Source organism: Planctomycetia bacterium (assembly GCA_021413845.1).
Taxonomy (GTDB): domain Bacteria; phylum Planctomycetota; class Planctomycetia; order Pirellulales; family PNKZ01; genus PNKZ01.
The window spans coordinates 35,808-52,720 of sequence record JAIOPP010000006.1 but is presented as its reverse complement, the minus strand read 5'-3'; the positions used below and the strand labels follow the sequence as shown (position 1 = coordinate 52,720).

Below are 16,913 nucleotides of genomic sequence, written 5' to 3'. Positions count from 1 at the left end.
CGGCCGACGCCACGGTATCCGGCGTTTACGCTTACGCGAGCCCGTCGAACTCTTCGCGCAAGCGTCGCAGAACGCGGTACTTGGCTTGGTGAACGGCGTGCTTCGTGATGCCGAGCGAGGCGGCGATTTCGGCGGCCGTTCTTTTTTCGACGGTCGCGATCCAGAACGCTTGCCAAGTGGTCGGCTCGAACTCGGCGCGCACCAGTTCCAAGGTCCGCGTCGTGATTCCTTTTTCCGCCAGGCCTTGCTCCGCGCCGGCCTGCTGCGCAACGGAATGCTTCGTTGCGCTCCGCTCTTCCGCCGACCACGGCTCGGGCGCATCGTCGGAGAGTTGTTGCAGGCTTTGATAAGCGGTCGATCCGCCGACGGCGAGGGCTTGCGCCTGTGAGCGGCGAAGATGATCGCGGACTTTGTTGCGCGTGATGGTCCAGAGCCAGGCGCGAAATTTTCCCGCGCCCCGATAGTCGTCGATTCTGCGCGCGAGAACTCCGAACACTTCTTGCACGATATCCGCGGCGTCTTCCGCCGGCAGGCCGCACCGGCGTCCCCATTGATAGACCAAGGGTCCATAAATTGCCGACAAGCGTTCCCAAGCTTCCGGCGCATGCCGACGCACGCGCGCGAGCAAACTCTGAGAAGTGATGCCGGAAACGGAAGCTGCGTCGGTCACGATGAGCGGACTCTGGGTCTATCCATGGGGACGGCGAGTGATCGTCGGTGCATACTACGCTCGTTGCGAAGCGTTCGCTACCTTCGTTCACCTCATGATTGGAGGGCGGCTGCGAACTTCGCTAAGGTTTCCGGGCGGTCGAGATCCGCCTTACCGAAACCTGCGGCGGCTCCGAGCGCCACGGCCTGGGCTTGGTATTCCGGGTAGTTCGACACGAGCATCACCGGAATGCTCGACGTCGCCGGGCTCGTGGAGGTCAGTGAGGGAATGTCGATTCCCTAAGGTCGAATGTCGAAATCCGAATGACGAAAGAAGGACGAAGCACGAATAGTAAACCCTCGGGCTTCGACATGCGTGCTTCCTTAGGCATTAGACATGAGGCATCAGTCATTCGCCAGCGCATGCAAAAGCCCTCGGAGCGCCGTCCGCGCTCCGAGGGCTTGAGCGAGGCAAGCGTTTTACTTCTCGTCTTTCTTCGACTCGCCGTCCCCTTCGTTCGGGCCGATGGCGAAGACGTGGGTCTTGTTGGCGATGAAGAGCTTGTCGTTGGCGACGAGCGGCGTGGTGTAGATGGAGTTGCCCATCTCGACGATGCCCGGCTCTTCGTATTCCTTCGAGTGCTTGAAGATCGCGATCTTCCCTTCCTCGTCGCCGATGTAAACCTTGCCGTCGCAGATCATCGCCGAACCCCAGCACGCGGCGAGCAAGTCGTGGGTCCAATAAGGAACGCCCGTCTTCGCGTCGACGCAGTGGAACAAGCCGCTGAAGTCGGCGATGTAGAGCAGATCGTCTTTGATGACGACGGTGCCGCAGGTGCGGTGCATTTCTTCTTCCCAGGCGACCTTCTTGTTGCCGTCTTTGTCGAACTGGCTGTAGTGCCAAACGACGCCCGAGTTGGGGTTCGGGCGAGCGACTTCGCCGGCCGCTTCGTCGACCGCTTGCAAGCGGCGATGCGGGATCGGGGTCTTGGGATCCTTCAAGCTGAAGGCGAGCTCGCCGCTGATGTCGCCGCGCTTCTTCGGATCGATGCACCAGAGATGGCCGATCCCTTCGCCGTGCTCGGGATCTTGGCCGACCGCGAGATAGACCAAGTCGTTGTAGATGACGGGTGTGGCGATGATCTCGTTGCGCGTGCCTCGTCCGCCGAGGATGTATTTCGAGGTCTTGGGGTTGGCGTCGAACGACCAGAGCAACTCCGGTTTGCCGTCTTTTCCGGCGTCTCCCTTAAAGCTGTAGAGCCAACCGTCGCCGCCGGCGAAGATGATCTGCGGCGTGCCGTCGATCACGGCATAGGCCGGGCTCGACCATTGGCCGTGCAAGATGTTGAGTCCCGGCGAACTGTCTTTCCAGAGGAGCTTGCCGGTCTTCTTGTCGAGCGCGATGAAGCTCGGAGCGTTGGGAGCAGGCAGGTTGATGTGGCCTTCATCGACGCCGTTCGACGTGCAGACGAAGAGGAAATCGCCGGCATCGGTGACCGAGCAGGAGCACATGTTGTGTTGCGAAACACCGAGCTCGTTCATCATGTCGAGCTGCCAGATCACGTCGGCTTCGTCTTTGTCGGAGACGTTGAGAACCTTGTATACGCCGAGCTTCGGCCCTTCCATCTGCATTTGAATGACGCGTTCGAGCGCGCCGTCTTTATACTTCGCCACGAAGCTGCTCGGGCGCTTGCCCGCCGCGACGGCGACATCGGCCGGCAGCTCTATGCCGAGCGCGGAGAACTGCTTGCGCAAGCCTTCGGCGACCTTGCCCGCCTTGAGCTCGACGAGCATGGGCTCGAGCTTGTCGAGCTTCGGGTCGTCGTTCTTCATTACGTCGAAGAGCCGCACCGGCTCGCCGACGATCGGGCCGTCGTCTTCGCCGTCGTAGAAACCTTGGGCATCGAGACAAAGCACGATGCCGCGGCTCGTCACGAACCAGACGTGATCCCCTTCGACGAGCGGCGAGCAGCAGATACCTTGCATCGGCCAATCGTGTACGCGACCGGTCGCCAATTTTTCGCTGGAATGTTGCCAGAGGAACTTGCCGTCTTTTTCGTCGAACGCGATCAAGCAGCCGAGATCGACTGCGGCCGGATAGCGCTTGATCCAGCCGGCGCCGTTGTTCGTGCCGACATAGACTTGGCCGTTGGCGACGATCGGATTGCCGTAGGTTTGCGAACCGACGGCGGCGGCCCACAGGACGTTCTTCGACGCGTCTTCTTTCTTGAAGACTCCGTCGCTGAGGTAGCCTTCGCCGAGCGACCATTCGGAGGCGATGTTCTTACCGGCCGGAATGTTGTTGCGAACGGACGAGCCGCCCCACTGATTCCAGTCGTCCTTCTTCACGCCGATGACCGGCGCCGCGACGGACGACTTCCCGGCCAGCAAGGCTTGCGGCGGAAGGAAACCCGCCGAGGGTGCGATAGCGGTTGCGCCGGAGGTGGTCTTCGTGTCTACCATCGCAACGGCGATCGGAGCCTTCGCCTCCGGCTTCACTTCGGCATTAGGCTTCACTTCGGGAGCCGGTTTCGTGTCCGCTTGCGGTTTCGCGTCAGGCGCAGGCTTCACTTCCGGTTTAGCTTCCGGCTTGATCTCAGGCTTCACTTCCGGCTTGATTTCCGTAGCCGGCTTCGCGAGCTCGACTTTCACCTCGACTTTAACGGGCACGGTCGAGGTCGGCGTTGCAGCCGGAGTAGCGACCTTCACGGTAACGCTCGGCGAGAGCATGATGGGCGGCTTGCCGCCGATGTCGGTAGGAGAAGTGCCGGTAGGAGATGCGGCGGGCGTCGTCGTGACGGTCGTCTTGACGTCCGTGCCGCCGACCTTCGTTTCGGTCGTCGTCGTCTTCGTAGCGCCGGGAACGACGATCGATTCCGTGACTTCCTTCTCGACGACTTTCTTCGAGCCTGCGGCCGAGGCGACGGGAACCGGCGTCCCTTCCGTGACGACTTTGACCGGAGCCACTTCGGCCGGCTCGAGCTTCACCTTCGCCGGAACTTCGATCACCGGCGGAGCGAGCGGGTCGGATGACGCAGGAGTTGCGATCGCCGAGCTACCGATTCCGCCGGTGCTTCCGCGGGGTGCGGCAGGCTTAGGGGAATCGCAGCCGAGGCCGAACGCTAAGCTCGCTAAACAGGGAATCGCGAGCCGGCGAGAAAACGTCGAGAACATGAGGTTATCCTAATCTGAGATCGGGCGATGAAGTGCTCCACGGAGCACCTCGAATAGCGATGATCGAAAAGTTATGCTTACTCGTTCGGCGTCACGGTGATTTCGTCGTAGGTGATTTCGGCATCGTTCGCGTTGCCGAAAAGGCCGGGACTTCCGTTGAGATTGCCGACTTCGTCGGTGCCGGTGATCGTCCATTCGGCCGGCTCGGCATCTCCCTTCTTCCAGGCTTTCCCTTTCAAGATCGCCTTCTCGCCGGAAGTCTCTGCGCGGAACTTCAACACGTAAGTCGTATTCGGCTTCCAAGCAAACGGCGCGCTCACGGCGAAGCGATGTTCGAGGAGGGCCGTCCAAGAACGGATCTGCAATTGTTGCGCGTTGCCCATCAAGTCGAGCGTATAGCGCTGCGCGATGAGCCCGGCATCCGGCAGCTTGCCGTTCTTCGTAGCTCCGCGCACTTCGGCTTGGATCGTGTAGTCGTGGAAGTCGGTGCGGCCCATCCAACTTTGGCTGCGCGTTCCTTTCGGAATCGTCGTCACCTTGACCATCGCGTTGTTGCCGTCGACTGCGCGGATCTTGTGGCGATAGCGGACGCCGATCCACGTGGCCGGCGGCTCTCCTTCCAAGACGCCCGACACCGGATTCGGCGTGTCGACCGTGATCTCGTCGAAATTAAATTTCCACGGCAACGGCGGGATGACGCGCAACCTTGCCGTTCCTTTCAAGCCACCGACTTCGGCGGTCACGTAAGCTGCCGTATGTTTCGGTTCGCTCGCCGCGGTGAAGTTGCCCGAGCCGTCGATCTCGCCGCCGGAGGTGATGCTGAACTTCACGTCTTTCGGTTCTTCCAGCAACTGGCCGCGCGCGTTGAACAAGCGAACTTTGTAAGCGATCTTATCGCCCGGCTTGATGAGCGATTCGGCCGGCACGACCTGCACCACCGCCGGGGTCTTGTCGGTGAGTTCGGCTTCTTTCGGCAACGCCGGACGCTCGGTTGCGGCCGGTACGGCATCTTTCAACCCGATGCAGTACATGGCGTTGATCGTCGGCAGATAGAGCCGGCCGTGCGAGGCGATCATCGACCCGTGAATCTCTTCGCCGTTCGGGAACCGGAGTTTTTGCGTGATCTTCGCACCGGTCTTCGTCGGCTCGATGCAGTGATACGCGCTTGTCGTGCAGGCGTAAATCTTACCGTCGGCATAGAGGGGGCTCGCACGCATGATCGAGCCGATCAGGCGGAGCGGTTTGCCGATCGATTCGCCGGTCTTCGCGTCGAGCACATAGCAGATGTTGCCGTCGTCGAACGCATAAACCCGATCACCGACCACGACCGGCGAGCTCTTGCCGACCATTTGCTTTTTATTGCGCCAGAGAGCGGCGGTCTTCGTCACGTCTCCTTTGGCGTCGGCCACGTTGAGCGCCGCCACGGCACCCATGCTGCTGTCGTCGGGGTTTTCTTCGCTTTGGCCGAAATAGACGGTGTCGCCGGAGATCAGCGGCGAAACGTTCAAACCTCGCAGCGACATTTGATAGTTCCACACCGGCTTACCGGTGCGCGGTTGGAAACCCCAAACCCGACCATCGCCGGAACCGAACACCATCGAGGCTTGGCCGTTGATGACCCCCATCGTCGGCGTGCTATAGGTCGTGTCGTCGGGACGCAGCGACGTGCCGTTGAACCAAACGACTTGACCCGTCTTCTTGTCGAAGGCGATGAAGCGATGCGCGGGAACCGAAAGCTCGCCCCAGTTCGTCATCACGGCGCTGATAAGCACGAGGTCTTCATAAACGACGGCGACGTTCGTTCGTCGACGACGACACCCCAGGCCACGCGCTCGGCCGGAACATCCGAGAGGAAGACGTTGAATTTGTTTTCCCATAAGATCTTGCCGGTGGCGGCATCGGCGCAGATGACCTTCTCGCCTTCCTTGTGTGTTTCGGGATTGCTGCGCGCCAACGTATAGAGCTTGCCGTTCATCACGATCGGCGTAGAGCGCGTGGCGAGTTCGGTGCTCTTCCAGAGAAGATTCGTGCCGTCGAAATCCCATTCGGCGGGAAGGCCCGTCTCGCGTGAAATGCCGTTCTGTTCAGGGCCGCGCCAGTTGGGCCAATCGAGCGGATCGGCCCCGAAGGAAGGGGCGGCGAATAGCAGAATCGCAGCGAGTGCCCAAGGAGCGGTGATCCACGAACGGGTCACGACGAGGCGGGACGATTTCATACGGGAATTCTCAATGCGAGGTTATTTCAAGATGCCGAAGCAATGCGGAGCGAAACGGCCGCGAGATCGAGGCCGAACGACGAATTTGCAAGCAGGCGGGGAGCACGGCGGGAAGGATTAAGGATACGCAGCCGGGAAGGGCCTAGCAAGTTGCCCGTGAAAAGGGATGCAAAACCGTTGATCTGACCGGTATCGGAACGACTTTCCCTCTGAGAGTTGCCGCCGAACGCCATCGCCGGCGAAAGAGGGGTGTGCTTGTGTCGCCGATTGCTACGCGGCTCGTAACTTCGAAGTGGAGAGTTTCGACACTCACAGTCCGACGGCTACTTATGCCACTTTTGAAGTTCGAGAATGTTCCCTTCGGGATCGGTCAGATAGACGAGCGTGAGCAAGCCCGCGCCGGCGATATCGAGCGTCACGAGTTGGCCGACTTCGCGTCCGCCGCGGGCAAGGATCTCGGTTCGCTTTTGTTCCACGTCGTCGACCTCGAACGCTAAGTGTTGGAAGCCCGGCCGGTGGAGCTCGGTCGGCGGGTGCGCGGCGTTCTGGGCATAGCTGAACACCTCGAGCGTCGGCCCCAGGTCGCCGTGTCCTGGAAGACGAAGATGGCGACCTTGGATCCTCGCGCCGGGCATGCCTGTCAGTTGGTCCGTCAGAGGCCCATGGTGATCGCGCTCGGAGCTGATGGGAACGCAGTCGAAGACTTCGACGTAAAAGTCCGCCAAGCCTCGCCAGTCGTCGGCAATGAGGTTGGTATGGGCGTAACGAATAGTCATGTTGCAACCATGCTGGGAGTGCTATCGAGCGCACGCGAGCGAAATGCGATTTCAAAAGCTAGGCCGACCTTGCCGATCGGGCTGACGATAACAGACCGATCGTGCGTCGCCTACGATCGACTCGGCAGACTTTGCCGGTTGTGAGGCCGCAAGGTTTTCCTAGTCTACGCGACGCGCAAACCTTGCCCCTTAGGAAACGTAAACCATTTGAGGAAAATTAGTTCCGCCCTCTCAAGGCGGATTCTCCGCGGGGCCGATTACAAAGGTTGTCCATGTGTAGCACACGGAGCCCAACCGGCCCGTTGCGACATCAGAGGCCGCACCAGTTTTTCGAGCCACGGAAGGGCTCGACGGTTCTGATGTTCATAACTTGTGAATTGTGGGTCCCGACCCACGCCGCACCGACAGAAACACCGACGGATCGAACCTCTGAAGTTGGCCGAACGAGCGACGGGCAGGATGCCTGCGACGCGTGTTCAGCCGCTTCGCTTCAGCAGCACAAAGAGGTGCGGCCCAAACGGTGTCGAAGTCGAAGCGACGCGCTGCCCGCAGTTCCGCAAAGGAGACGTTGCTCGATGAAATTCTCTAAGTTTCTAGGGGCGCTCGTAATGAGTGCCGGGCTATGTAGCCAAAGCTTCGGAGCCGGTTTGCTCGATCGTATGGTAGGTGGGGGCAGCTGCTGCCAACCTTCCTGCTGCGATGCGGGTCCTGCCTGCCACGAAGCGACTTGTGCGGCTGCTGATCCGTCTTGCGGTTCGGCCGGTAACGGCTGTGCCGATCAATGCGGTAGCGGCTGCGGTAAACAATGCGGCTTGTTCTCGGGCCTTCGCGGCCTGTTGAACCGCGGCTGCTGCAACTCCGGTTGCAACACCTGCACCACCGGCTGTGCCGATCCGGCCTGCGGTGCTGCTGCTCCGTCGTGCGGTAACGCCGGCCCAAGCTGTGCGGCTCCTAGCTGTGCAGCCCCGAGCTGTGCCGCTCCGTCGTGCGGTGACGCTGGTCCGAACTGTGCCGCTGCCGAACCGGCTTGCGGTGCTGCCGGTCCTTCGTGCGGTGCCGGTAACGGCTGCTGCGATCCTTGCGGCTCGAAGTGCAACGATCGCTGCATCCTGAGCCGGTTGTTCCGGTTCAAGAACATCAGCTGCTGCTTGCCGAAGTGCAACAGCTGCAATAGCTGCACCAACGGTTGTGCCGACCCGGCTTGCGGTGCGGCTGCTCCTTCGTGTGCCGCTCCGTCGTGTGCTGCTCCGACCTGCGGTGAAGCCGCTCCGTCGTGTGCCGCCCCGACTTGTGCTGCTCCGACGTGTGCCGCTCCGGCCTGTGCCGATGCTGCTCCGACCTGCACCACCTGTGGCGACGCGGTAGCTCCGGCTGCCCCGGCCGCTCCGAAGGTTGCTCCGAAGAAGGAGAAGGGCCCGATGCCTCCTCCGCCGATGGTCGATCCTTCGGCCACGATTCGCAGCGGTCGCTCGATCGCTCACGCTTACTAAGCGTTGCGATTCGGAAATGTGTTGCTGAATAAAAGCCGGCCCGGGGATCAAACCCCGGGCCGGTTTCTTTTTTTAGGCAGGGGTCAGAGGTCAGAGGTCGGGGATCAGTAGAAGACGGGAGTTCCGCGGGGCTCAGGTCTTAACTGACCCCTGGCCCCCGACCCCTGATCCCTTCCTCAATACGCATTCTGCTTCGAAAGCACCGTAAACACGGTGCGGAACAAAATCTTAATGTCGAGCCACGGCGACCAGTCGCGGATGTACTGATGGTCGCATTCGACGCGCTTTTGCATCTTGTCGAGCGTGTCGGTCTCGCCGCGCCAGCCGCTTACTTGAGCTAAGCCCGTGATGCCCGGCTTCACTTTATGGCGCAGCATGTAACCTTGGATCTGCTTGCGGAAGTGTTCGTTGTGTGCGTTGGCATGCGGCCGAGGACCGACGAGCGACATCGTCCCTTCCAGCACGTTGAACAACTGCGGTAGCTCGTCCAGCGAGGTCTTGCGAATGAACGCACCGACCCTGGTCACGCGCATGTCGTTTTTCTTGGCTTGCGTCACTTCCGCCCCGTTTTCGCAAACCGTCATCGAGCGAAACTTCCAAACGTCGATCGGTCGGCCGTCGAGACCGTAGCGCTTCTGCTTGAAGAAGACCGGCCCGCGCGAGGAGAGCTTCACGGCCGCCGCGACGCACAGCATCGGAATCGCCGCACCGACGAGCATCAGCGTACCGACCGTGACGTCGAGCACGCGCTTCACCATGCCGTCGACGCCGTAGAACGGGTTCTCGAAGATGCTCACCGCCGGCAGCCCACCGACGTTGATCCATCGCGAATGGAGCAACTCGTACACGTAGAAATCCGGCACGAGATAGACCGACGCCGTCGTGTCGGCCAGCCGCTGCAACACGCTCTTGATCCGGTTTTCGGCCCTGAGCGGCAGCGTGATGTAGATCATATGCACTCGGCCGTCGGCCGCTTGGCGCACGAGTTCTTCGATGTTGCCGACACAGGCCGCCACGTCGTTCGGCAGCGATTGACGACGTTCCTCGGGCCGGTCGTCGAAGAAGCCGACCGTGCGCAGACCGCTCCACGGCGCTCGTTCGATGTTGCGCGCGAGTTGAAAGCCGATCTCCGTGCAGCCGACGATCGCGAGCCCCCGGACGTTGCGCCCCTTGGCCCGTTGTCGACGTTGGTACATCCGAAAGCCACAGCGCAGCCCGACGATCGCAAGCGGCGCGAGCCCGGCCCAAAGCAGAATCCCACGATGCGAAAGCTCGGTAGTAAGCGGTGCAAGCGTATCGAACGCAAAGCCGAGCACGAACAGGACCGGTACCGCCAGGGACCAAGTCAGGGTTGCGCACAGCAGTTCGCGATCGGCCGAGACCCCGTGCCAACTTCGATAGAGCCCGGTCACTTCGCTGAGCAAATGAAACACGGCGATCGCCGCCACGGCGGCTATGGCGCCGGCATGCGCGGGCTCTACATCGACGCATGCCGCAGCGGCGTACAAGCCGAGCGCAATGCCTGCCACATCGGTCATTCGGAGAACGATGCCGAGCAGCGAAATGTGCTGCGTGATCCGACGGCTTTGCATAACGCGAACCTGAGCGAGTGTGCCTGAATACGACGATCCGCCGGCTTACGAAAGCGCGTGCAGGTCCGAAGTGGAGATTCCGGCAAACATAGGTCGCGGTTTTACGTCCGTTCAGGCGTGGTCTAACACAGGCGGAACGACCCGCATAACCGGACCTGGCGCGAAGCTATCGGCCTGCCGCCGCGAATTGCGCAACGCACCACATGGTCAGTGGAATCGCAGTCGAGAGGAGAAGCAGCGCGCCGAGACATCCCTGCTGTTTAGGGACGATGCCGTGTTTGCGAGCGATCCCCTCGACCGCGTCCTTCGCCTCTTTCAAGCCCAGGCCGGTCGCCGTGCGATATTCTTTGATGGCGCTGATGAATTGATTCTCGCGCAACAGTGCGACGACTTTCCCTTCGTCGACTCCGGCAGCAGCTTCGCTGTTCGGCAACGGCCTTCCAGCTTCGAGCGCTTCGACGGCCGCTTTGCTTTCGCGCAAGCCGAGCCCGGTTCGCTCGCGAAACAATGCGATCGCTTCGATCTTTCGTCCCGCCTGGAGGATTGCGAGTAGTTCGTCGGCAAACTGCGGAGTGAGCGGCGACGCAGAACCGGTGGTGTTCGCGCTCGCCGTCTCGGGTCGCACCTGCGGCTTGAGCCCGACGTCGGCAGCCTGCGCGAGCCACGAGTCGCACTTCTCGCACCGCGCCGTGCCGGCCGGATTCACATGATTGCAGATCGGGCAGGAAGCCATCGATGTTCAATAGACCTCGTCATGCGTACCCAGCGAGAGGAGAAGGATCGTTTCCTCACCGTTATGAGTTACGAACTGAAACAAGACCCGAAGATCATAGCCGGCGCTGCACGACCAATAACCGTCAAAGCGCCCCTGTAGCTTGTGGGTGCGAAGGCGCGGGTCGTACGCATCGGCCGCGAGGAGATTCAGAACGTCTTCAATTGCGTCAGCACTCTTAGGGTGCGTCTTGAGATAAGCTTTCGAGGCGCGGGCGAAAGACTTGGACTGTAGAATCGCTCGCTTCACGACTTCAGCTCGCGCATGATCTCCTCGACGGTCGTGGGAGTCGATTTTCCTTCGGCGAACTCTTTCATTCCCTCGGCAATGTCGGCCGCGATTTCATCACGCCGCAGTTCGATGAGCCTGTGCTGAAGCACGTTCACGAATTCCGTTTGTTCTTCGAGCGACAATCGGCCGACTTCGCTCAGTAAATCGTTGAACTTAGATGTAGAAGCTATCATGTGATCCTCCTAACACCATCGTAGCAAACCTCGCAGACTCTCCCAAAGCGTTTCCGGACGCCGGCGCATGAAAAACGCGGCGGGATGAGCCGCCGCGTTTTTGTTCGATTCGATATCGGCGGCTAAACCTCAGTCTCCACGGAGCTTGATGCCGTATTGCGTGAGTTTTTCACGGACTTCGTTGAGGCTCGTCACGCCGAAGTTCTTGCATTCGAGCATCTCGTCGCCGGTGCGGCGGATCAACTCGCCGACGGTTTGGATATTCAAACGGACCATGCACTTGCGGGCCCGAACCGAAAGGTTCAAGTCGGCGATGCTCTTGCTGAGCAACGCTTGCTCGTCCGGGCTCAGCGCTTCCGGTTCGTACGTCGTCGTCGGGTGCGACTTCTCGTGCGCGAGTTGTCCGAGCTCCAGCCCCTTCGACGTCATCATCTCTTTGATTTCGTTGAGGCTCGTCTCGCCGAAGTTCTTGCTGCCGAGCAACTCTTGCTCGGTGCAGCGAGTGAGATCGCCGAGGGTCATGATCCCCATCTTTTGCAGGCAGTTGCGGCTTCGAACCGAAAGCTCGAAGTCGGTGACCGGGATGCCGAGCACTTGGCTCATCCGGTCGCGCTTGCGCTGCGCATCTTCATCGTAGAACATATCGCTCGAAGCTTGGGCATCTTTCAAAAAGAGCCGAGCCCGAGGATCGTTCGGATACGCATCGAGAATGCGCTGATAACACTGGCGAGCCTTCTCGAACTGCAAGCGATCTTCATACAAGATGCCGAGGTTCAAGAGCGCTCCGACATGCGTCGGGAAGCGAACGGCCGCACGTTGGTAGAGATCCAAGGCGTATTCATCGTTGCCGCGGCGATCGTTCTCCATGCCGAGGCCGAACAATGCCCCCGGATGGCCGGGATCGAGTTCGACGGCCCGTTCCAGCAGCGCGACGACTTCCGTCGGGTTGCCGCCGAGCACGCCGACCGTGGCTCCGCGTTGATAGAGATATTCGGCCGTTTGCTCGACCGCGCCGGAGAGAGAATCGAGCAACGTGAGCGCCCCCTTGGCATCGCCGGCGTTGCGCAGCGCATCGGCTCGGGCGAGCGTGACATCGTCGTGCGGGAAGCCCCCCTTGGCTGCTTGTTGGAAGGCTTCGTCGGCCGCGCGGTGATCTCCTTGGGAGAACTTCGCCTTGCCGAGATAGAAGTAGGCCAGCGCGCTGCCGTCGGCACTGCTCAAGGTCGACGTCGCCAAGCGATTGCGGCCGAGCAGGTAGTAGCAGATGCCGAGCCGAACCTTTTGGGCCGGGGTCGGGTTCTCGTTCACTTCCAGCTCGTTGACCGCATCGGCCAAGGCGCGAAAGTTCGTCATGTCGGTCGAGACCGCTTGCATGGCCTGCTTCACTTCGGCAGGCGACAGCGGACTGTTCGAAAGTGCCAACTGCTTGATACCCGATTCCAAGCCTTGCGACATACGAACGATCTCCCAATACGACCGAGGAAAGGAACCCGTACGAAGACGAGCACCCCAAGCAAAAATAGATTCGATGCGACGGCAAAAACCCGGGCGACGTGCGAACCGAGCCCGACTGCGAGCGGCGCAAAACAAGAGCCGCTGGTGGGATTCGAACCCACGACCCCCGCTTTACGAAAGCGGTGCTCTACCAATTGAAGCTACAGCGGCGATGCGACGACGTGCCCCGAGAGCGCAAAGCCCGAGACGGCCGTTTGACGGAAACTGTTAATTTATGGTGAGATCAAAGGTTGAGTCAAGTGGGGGCAACCGTTGGTCTTGCCCTAATAAAGGGGGGTATGTGATAGGTCGCGGAGAATTGTCGAGATGCTCGATAGAAATTCGGATATCAGAACAGTAGTAGCTGACCATCGCCATCGTCGAGACCGACGCGGACACGGCTTTCGAGTGCATGGCGTTCCTGACAGCCGACCGCGAGAAAAAAGAGATCTAAAGGCAAGGTACCTGGCTGGTCCAGTGTCGGATGAGTTCCTTTTTCGAAGTCTCCGACAATATAGGACGATCCCCGAAACTTAGGATATGCCTCATGGAAGGCATGAATGCCTTTATGTCCATGCGACCTTGAAGCTGTAATTTCAAATGCCAATGGATCGTCCGGATGGTCGTAAACGAGGTCGACTTCCGCTCCTTTTTTTCTCCAATGATACAGACGCACATCTTCTTGGTAGGCGAGAGCACGAAGGTGGCTTGCGGCCATGTTCTCCACCAAAATTCCAATCTCTGCCGGATCGCTAAGCGGAGCGATACCTCGCAAAAGTGCGGCATTTCTTACGGCACCATCGACGAAATAAAGCTTCTTTCCACGTTTTTGAACGGCCTCTTCGGATGGGGAGAAATTTGGAAGCGTAAAGACGATAAAGGCACGTTCGAGATATGCCAAATATCTCTCTACTGTCGCTGCGGCCATTTCGAGACCTGCCGAGATCGTATTCGGCGAAACGACTCCCGTCATCTGTCCGGCAACGATGTAAAGCAAACGTTCGAGTTTTGTCGGATCTTGAATATTAAATGCTTGCGGGATGTCTTTATACAACGCTTTCTCTAGGGCGTCCGATCGAAGAACTCGCTGTGATCGCAACAGTTCCGATGCCTCGTCAGGTCGCCTATCCGCCAGTAGCAATTCCGGGAAGCCACCGGTGAGGAGAAATCGCCTTCGACTTTCAGCCAAAGCGTCGAAGGGCATGTCTTGATCAATGAGTCTCGCAATGGTTTGTCCGAGCGATTGCTCACACGAAACCGAATAAGTGATTCGCTTTAGGTCGAGGTACTCCGTAAAAAGATAGGGTGCTAAATACTGCTCGTGCCATCGGCCTACACCGCTTTCCGTTCCGCGTTGTCGGACTGCTGCCGTAGCGCTTGACGTGCCGACGATACGGATCGGCCATTTCTCGTCAAAAAACGTCTTAAGCCAAAGATCCCACTTTTTCGCATAGGTCAGCTCGTCAAGGAGGACATATGCAGGTGCGTCGTTTGTAGCCCGAGAGATTTTGATGATCTGCTTGACCATATCACCCAAATCCCAATCAATTAGGAGAGGGTGATCCAAACGCAACCACCAAACTCGATCCGCTACGATCTTTCGATTCAACAGTTGGCGCACTGTCTGATACATAACGGTCGTCTTACCGACTCGCCGAGGCCCCAAGATGATTTGATGTCGCTTTGACGAGGTGTCGAGAAGCGTCTTCCAAAGCACATCTGCTAATGGTCTCTGCGTATCAGGCGCCAACTCGGCTGGAACCACGCCGAGCGACTGCCATGGATTCTGAGTTCGGAATGTTGCCGCATAGTCGGCCGGTTTTGGAAGCCATTTAGACATCCCTTCACCTTAGCAGGGAGACGGCGTTAAGCAACTCTTGGTGATGCTTATGGTAGCTCCATAAGCCTAAATCGAAAAGAATTATGGGCTTGTCGGTTGATTGTAGATTACCCCGGAGCATCCAGATAAACGTCCAACCCCATTTCTCCGAACGACTTACGCCTTTGCTGTTCCTGATGTAGCAGCATCTTTCGCCCGGTCACTTGGCGGGTCTCCAGCGTTCGTTGGGCCGTGCGGAAGCGGGGGAGCCAGCTTTCCAGCGGGCCGGTTGCCGATGCGCCGACTTGTTTGATTCGCTCCGCTTTCGCTTCGCCGAAGCCGGATTTTAGGATGTCGTCGTCGAGGGCGAGGAACTGGCGGAACGAGCCGGGATCTCCTTGCCGGCCGCAGCGGCCGATGAGTTGCCGATCGATCCGCTGGGCTTCGTGCAACTCCGTGCCGATGACATGCAAGCCGCCGAGCGCGACCGTCTCCGCACTCAAATGAATATCGGTCCCCCGGCCGGCCATGTTCGTGGCGACCGTGACTCGGCCGCACTCGCCGGCCTGCGCGATGATCCGTGCTTCTTCCGCCAAGCGATAAGCGTTGAGCACTTCGTGCGCAATGCCGCCCTCGGTCAGCAGCGTCGAGAGTTGGTGTGATTTATCGATCGAGCGCGTACCGATCAGCACCGGCCGGCCGACGGCATGCAACTCGCGCACTTCCTCGACCACGGCCCGCCACTTCGCTTCGGTCGTCCCCAGCACGCGGGCCGGCAACAGCAAGCGGCGGCTCGGCCGGTGCGTCGGAATCGTTACGACATCGGCTTTGTAGATCCCGCGGAACTCGCCGCGCGAGGGTGCCGCCGTGCCCGACATGCCGCAGAGCAGCGGATAGCGACCGAAGAAATCTTGCACGGTGACGCGGGCCGCTTGTCCTTCGTTGAATTGAATCTCCAACTTCTCTTTCGCTTCGATCGCTTCATGGATGCCGTCTTGCCAACGGCGCCCTTCGCCCGGTCGGCCGGTGAATTCGTCGATGATCACGACCTCCAAACGGCGCTCTTTCGGATTCTCGCGCACGACATAATGCCGGTCGCGCAAATAGTCGCGCTCGACGCGCAAGGCCCTCTCGACGAACTCGTAGAGCATCGACAATGAAATTTCGGTCGCCGCGACGGGCTTCGGCAACTCGCGCACATGCCGACGTCCGACGGCCGTGAGCTCGATGCGGCGCGGTCGCTGCTCGCTGATGAAGTCGGTTCCTTCCGCGAGTTGCGCCGTAATCGAGGCGCTCCAACGATAACAAGCTTCCTGCCTCGCACTCCCGGCCGAGCGTGGTCCGCCGATCACGAGCGGCGTGCTCGCTTCGTCGATCAGGATGCTGTCGGCCTCGTCGACGAGCATGCAATACGCGGGGCGCTGCAGAAACGGCGAGTCGGTGCCCGGCGAGAGTTCGTTGTGCCGTCGACCGGCTTCCGTTTCGGTGCGCGAGGTGAGACGATCGCGAAGAAAATCGAAGCCGAACTCCTTCGCCGTGCCGTAAGTAATGTCGCAGCGGTAAGCGGCGCGCCGTTGCGGCGGCGGCGTATCGGCAGTGACCGTGCCGACCGTGAGCCCGAGCGCTTGATAGACCGGCAGCATCGTTTCGGCATCGCGCGCGGCGAGGTAATCGTTGGCCGTGGCGACGTGCATGCCCTTGCCGGCGAGCGAGCGCACGTAAGCAGGAAGCAAAGCCGTGAGGGTCTTCCCTTCGCCGGTTTGCATCTCGATGACTGCGCGATCCAACAGCGCCATGCCGCCGAGGAGTTGCACGTCGTAAGGAGTCAGGCCGATCGTCCGCCGGGCCGCTTCACACACAAGTGCGAACGCGTCGGGAACGAGTTTGTGAATCGGCTCGCCGCACTTGAGCCGATAGCCTACCGACCGGCTTTCCTTCCGGAGCGCTTCGGCCTCGAGATCGGCGAGTCGAGCGCCGCGAGCATGGACCGCGGGCACCACCTTGCGGCGCCAGGTAGCTAATCGCCAGGCGGTGAGAAGTCGGCGCATCGACGCGAGCGCGCTACGAGTTCGGTCGTGGCTGCTGTTGCGGCACGACCCGCTTTTGCACATTCGTTTCAATCGGACCGAACGCTTGTTCGTGTCGCTGGAGCGACATGCCGAGCGCTTGGAAGAGGCGTTTGGCGGTAAAGAAACTCAGCACGATCCGTTGCGACAACACGATCGGGCCCGTGAGTTGCTCGGCAGGGGCGGCATTCAACGAAAAATCGACCACCAACTCCTCGGGCGTTCCGGTAACGCGGCAGAAGTTCGCATAAAGCGCCGCGACTTTCGAATCGTCGATCTGGATTTCCGTCGTCGGCCGTTGCGAGGCCGGGTCGGGCTTCCGTTCTTGTTCTGCCATGGGTCAAGCTCTCGTTCGTAAAAGGCCGGCGAAGATGGATGGCATCGTAGTCGATACGTCGCGTGT

At 60.1% G+C, this 16,913-nt stretch carries 14 protein-coding genes, 1 tRNA gene and 1 pseudogene; all 16 read right to left on the bottom strand.

What is annotated here, in order from left to right:
* Positions 1 to 31 precede the first annotated feature (31 nt).
* Positions 32 to 670: a sigma-70 family RNA polymerase sigma factor gene (locus tag K8U03_00795; GenBank protein MCE9603419.1), complete on the bottom strand. Its 639-nt coding sequence runs from the start codon at positions 668 to 670 to the stop codon at positions 32 to 34.
* A 458-nt stretch (positions 671 to 1,128) separates the two neighbouring features.
* Entirely contained in the window at positions 1,129 to 2,481 is a 1,353-nt protein-coding gene (locus tag K8U03_00790) for a PQQ-like beta-propeller repeat protein (protein MCE9603418.1), read from the bottom strand.
* A gap of 33 nt (positions 2,482 to 2,514) precedes the next feature.
* Positions 2,515 to 3,111: pseudogene (locus tag K8U03_00785) on the bottom strand (PQQ-binding-like beta-propeller repeat protein).
* 788 nt (positions 3,112 to 3,899) lie between these two features.
* A complete protein-coding gene (locus tag K8U03_00780; GenBank protein ID MCE9603417.1) occupies positions 3,900 to 5,594 on the bottom strand; it encodes a PQQ-like beta-propeller repeat protein in 1,695 nt (564 codons plus the stop codon).
* On the bottom strand, positions 5,576 to 6,037 hold the full coding sequence (locus K8U03_00775; protein ID MCE9603416.1) for a hypothetical protein: 462 nt from the start codon (positions 6,035 to 6,037) through the stop codon (positions 5,576 to 5,578). Before K8U03_00775 ends, K8U03_00780 begins: the two co-directional genes overlap by 19 nt.
* A 323-nt stretch (positions 6,038 to 6,360) precedes the next feature.
* On the bottom strand, positions 6,361 to 6,813 hold the full coding sequence (locus K8U03_00770; GenBank protein ID MCE9603415.1) for a VOC family protein: 453 nt from the start codon (positions 6,811 to 6,813) through the stop codon (positions 6,361 to 6,363).
* A 778-nt stretch (positions 6,814 to 7,591) separates the two neighbouring features.
* Entirely contained in the window at positions 7,592 to 8,266 is a 675-nt protein-coding gene (locus tag K8U03_00765; protein MCE9603414.1) for a hypothetical protein, read from the bottom strand.
* A gap of 213 nt (positions 8,267 to 8,479) precedes the next feature.
* A complete protein-coding gene (locus tag K8U03_00760) occupies positions 8,480 to 9,895 on the bottom strand; it encodes an undecaprenyl-phosphate glucose phosphotransferase (protein ID MCE9603413.1) in 1,416 nt (471 codons plus the stop codon).
* 166 nt (positions 9,896 to 10,061) lie between these two features.
* Entirely contained in the window at positions 10,062 to 10,628 is a 567-nt protein-coding gene (locus K8U03_00755) for a ribosomal protein L7/L12 (protein ID MCE9603412.1), read from the bottom strand.
* Positions 10,629 to 10,634: 6 nt separating this feature from the next.
* Positions 10,635 to 10,916 (bottom strand): type II toxin-antitoxin system mRNA interferase toxin, RelE/StbE family, encoded by a 282-nt coding sequence (locus K8U03_00750; GenBank protein MCE9603411.1) that lies wholly within the window; start codon positions 10,914 to 10,916, stop codon positions 10,635 to 10,637.
* A complete protein-coding gene (locus tag K8U03_00745) occupies positions 10,913 to 11,131 on the bottom strand; it encodes a hypothetical protein (GenBank protein MCE9603410.1) in 219 nt (72 codons plus the stop codon). The genes K8U03_00750 and K8U03_00745 overlap by 4 nt, the downstream gene beginning before the upstream one ends.
* Before the next feature lie 129 nt (positions 11,132 to 11,260).
* Entirely contained in the window at positions 11,261 to 12,586 is a 1,326-nt protein-coding gene (locus K8U03_00740; protein ID MCE9603409.1) for a tetratricopeptide repeat protein, read from the bottom strand.
* Positions 12,587 to 12,722: 136 nt separating this feature from the next.
* Positions 12,723 to 12,796, bottom strand: a tRNA-Thr gene (locus K8U03_00735).
* A 178-nt stretch (positions 12,797 to 12,974) separates the two neighbouring features.
* Entirely contained in the window at positions 12,975 to 14,465 is a 1,491-nt protein-coding gene (locus tag K8U03_00730) for an ATP-binding protein (protein MCE9603408.1), read from the bottom strand.
* A 107-nt stretch (positions 14,466 to 14,572) separates the two neighbouring features.
* Positions 14,573 to 16,492 carry a preprotein translocase subunit SecA gene (locus tag K8U03_00725; protein ID MCE9603407.1) on the bottom strand — a complete coding sequence of 640 codons (1,920 nt, stop codon included), beginning with the start codon at positions 16,490 to 16,492 and terminating at the stop codon, positions 14,573 to 14,575.
* A gap of 13 nt (positions 16,493 to 16,505) precedes the next feature.
* Positions 16,506 to 16,847: a DUF3467 domain-containing protein gene (locus tag K8U03_00720; GenBank protein ID MCE9603406.1), complete on the bottom strand. Its 342-nt coding sequence runs from the start codon at positions 16,845 to 16,847 to the stop codon at positions 16,506 to 16,508.
* Positions 16,848 to 16,913: the final 66 nt, after the last annotated feature.

Bases quoted from the DNA above. Each gene is read 5' to 3' on its own strand.
- K8U03_00725 (MCE9603407.1), bottom strand. From the start codon at position 16,492: ATGCGCCGACTTCTCACCGCCTGGCGATTAGCTACCTGGCGCCGCAAG.
- K8U03_00770 (MCE9603415.1), bottom strand. From the start codon at position 6,813: ATGACTATTCGTTACGCCCATACCAACCTCATTGCCGACGACTGGCGA.
- K8U03_00720 (MCE9603406.1), bottom strand. From the start codon at position 16,847: ATGGCAGAACAAGAACGGAAGCCCGACCCGGCCTCGCAACGGCCGACG.
- K8U03_00745 (MCE9603410.1), bottom strand. From the start codon at position 11,131: ATGATAGCTTCTACATCTAAGTTCAACGATTTACTGAGCGAAGTCGGC.
- K8U03_00740 (MCE9603409.1), bottom strand. From the start codon at position 12,586: ATGTCGCAAGGCTTGGAATCGGGTATCAAGCAGTTGGCACTTTCGAAC.
- K8U03_00790 (MCE9603418.1), bottom strand. From the start codon at position 2,481: ATGAAGAACGACGACCCGAAGCTCGACAAGCTCGAGCCCATGCTCGTC.
- K8U03_00755 (MCE9603412.1), bottom strand. From the start codon at position 10,628: ATGGCTTCCTGCCCGATCTGCAATCATGTGAATCCGGCCGGCACGGCG.
- K8U03_00730 (MCE9603408.1), bottom strand. From the start codon at position 14,465: ATGTCTAAATGGCTTCCAAAACCGGCCGACTATGCGGCAACATTCCGA.
- K8U03_00775 (MCE9603416.1), bottom strand. From the start codon at position 6,037: ATGAAATCGTCCCGCCTCGTCGTGACCCGTTCGTGGATCACCGCTCCT.
- K8U03_00760 (MCE9603413.1), bottom strand. From the start codon at position 9,895: ATGCAAAGCCGTCGGATCACGCAGCACATTTCGCTGCTCGGCATCGTT.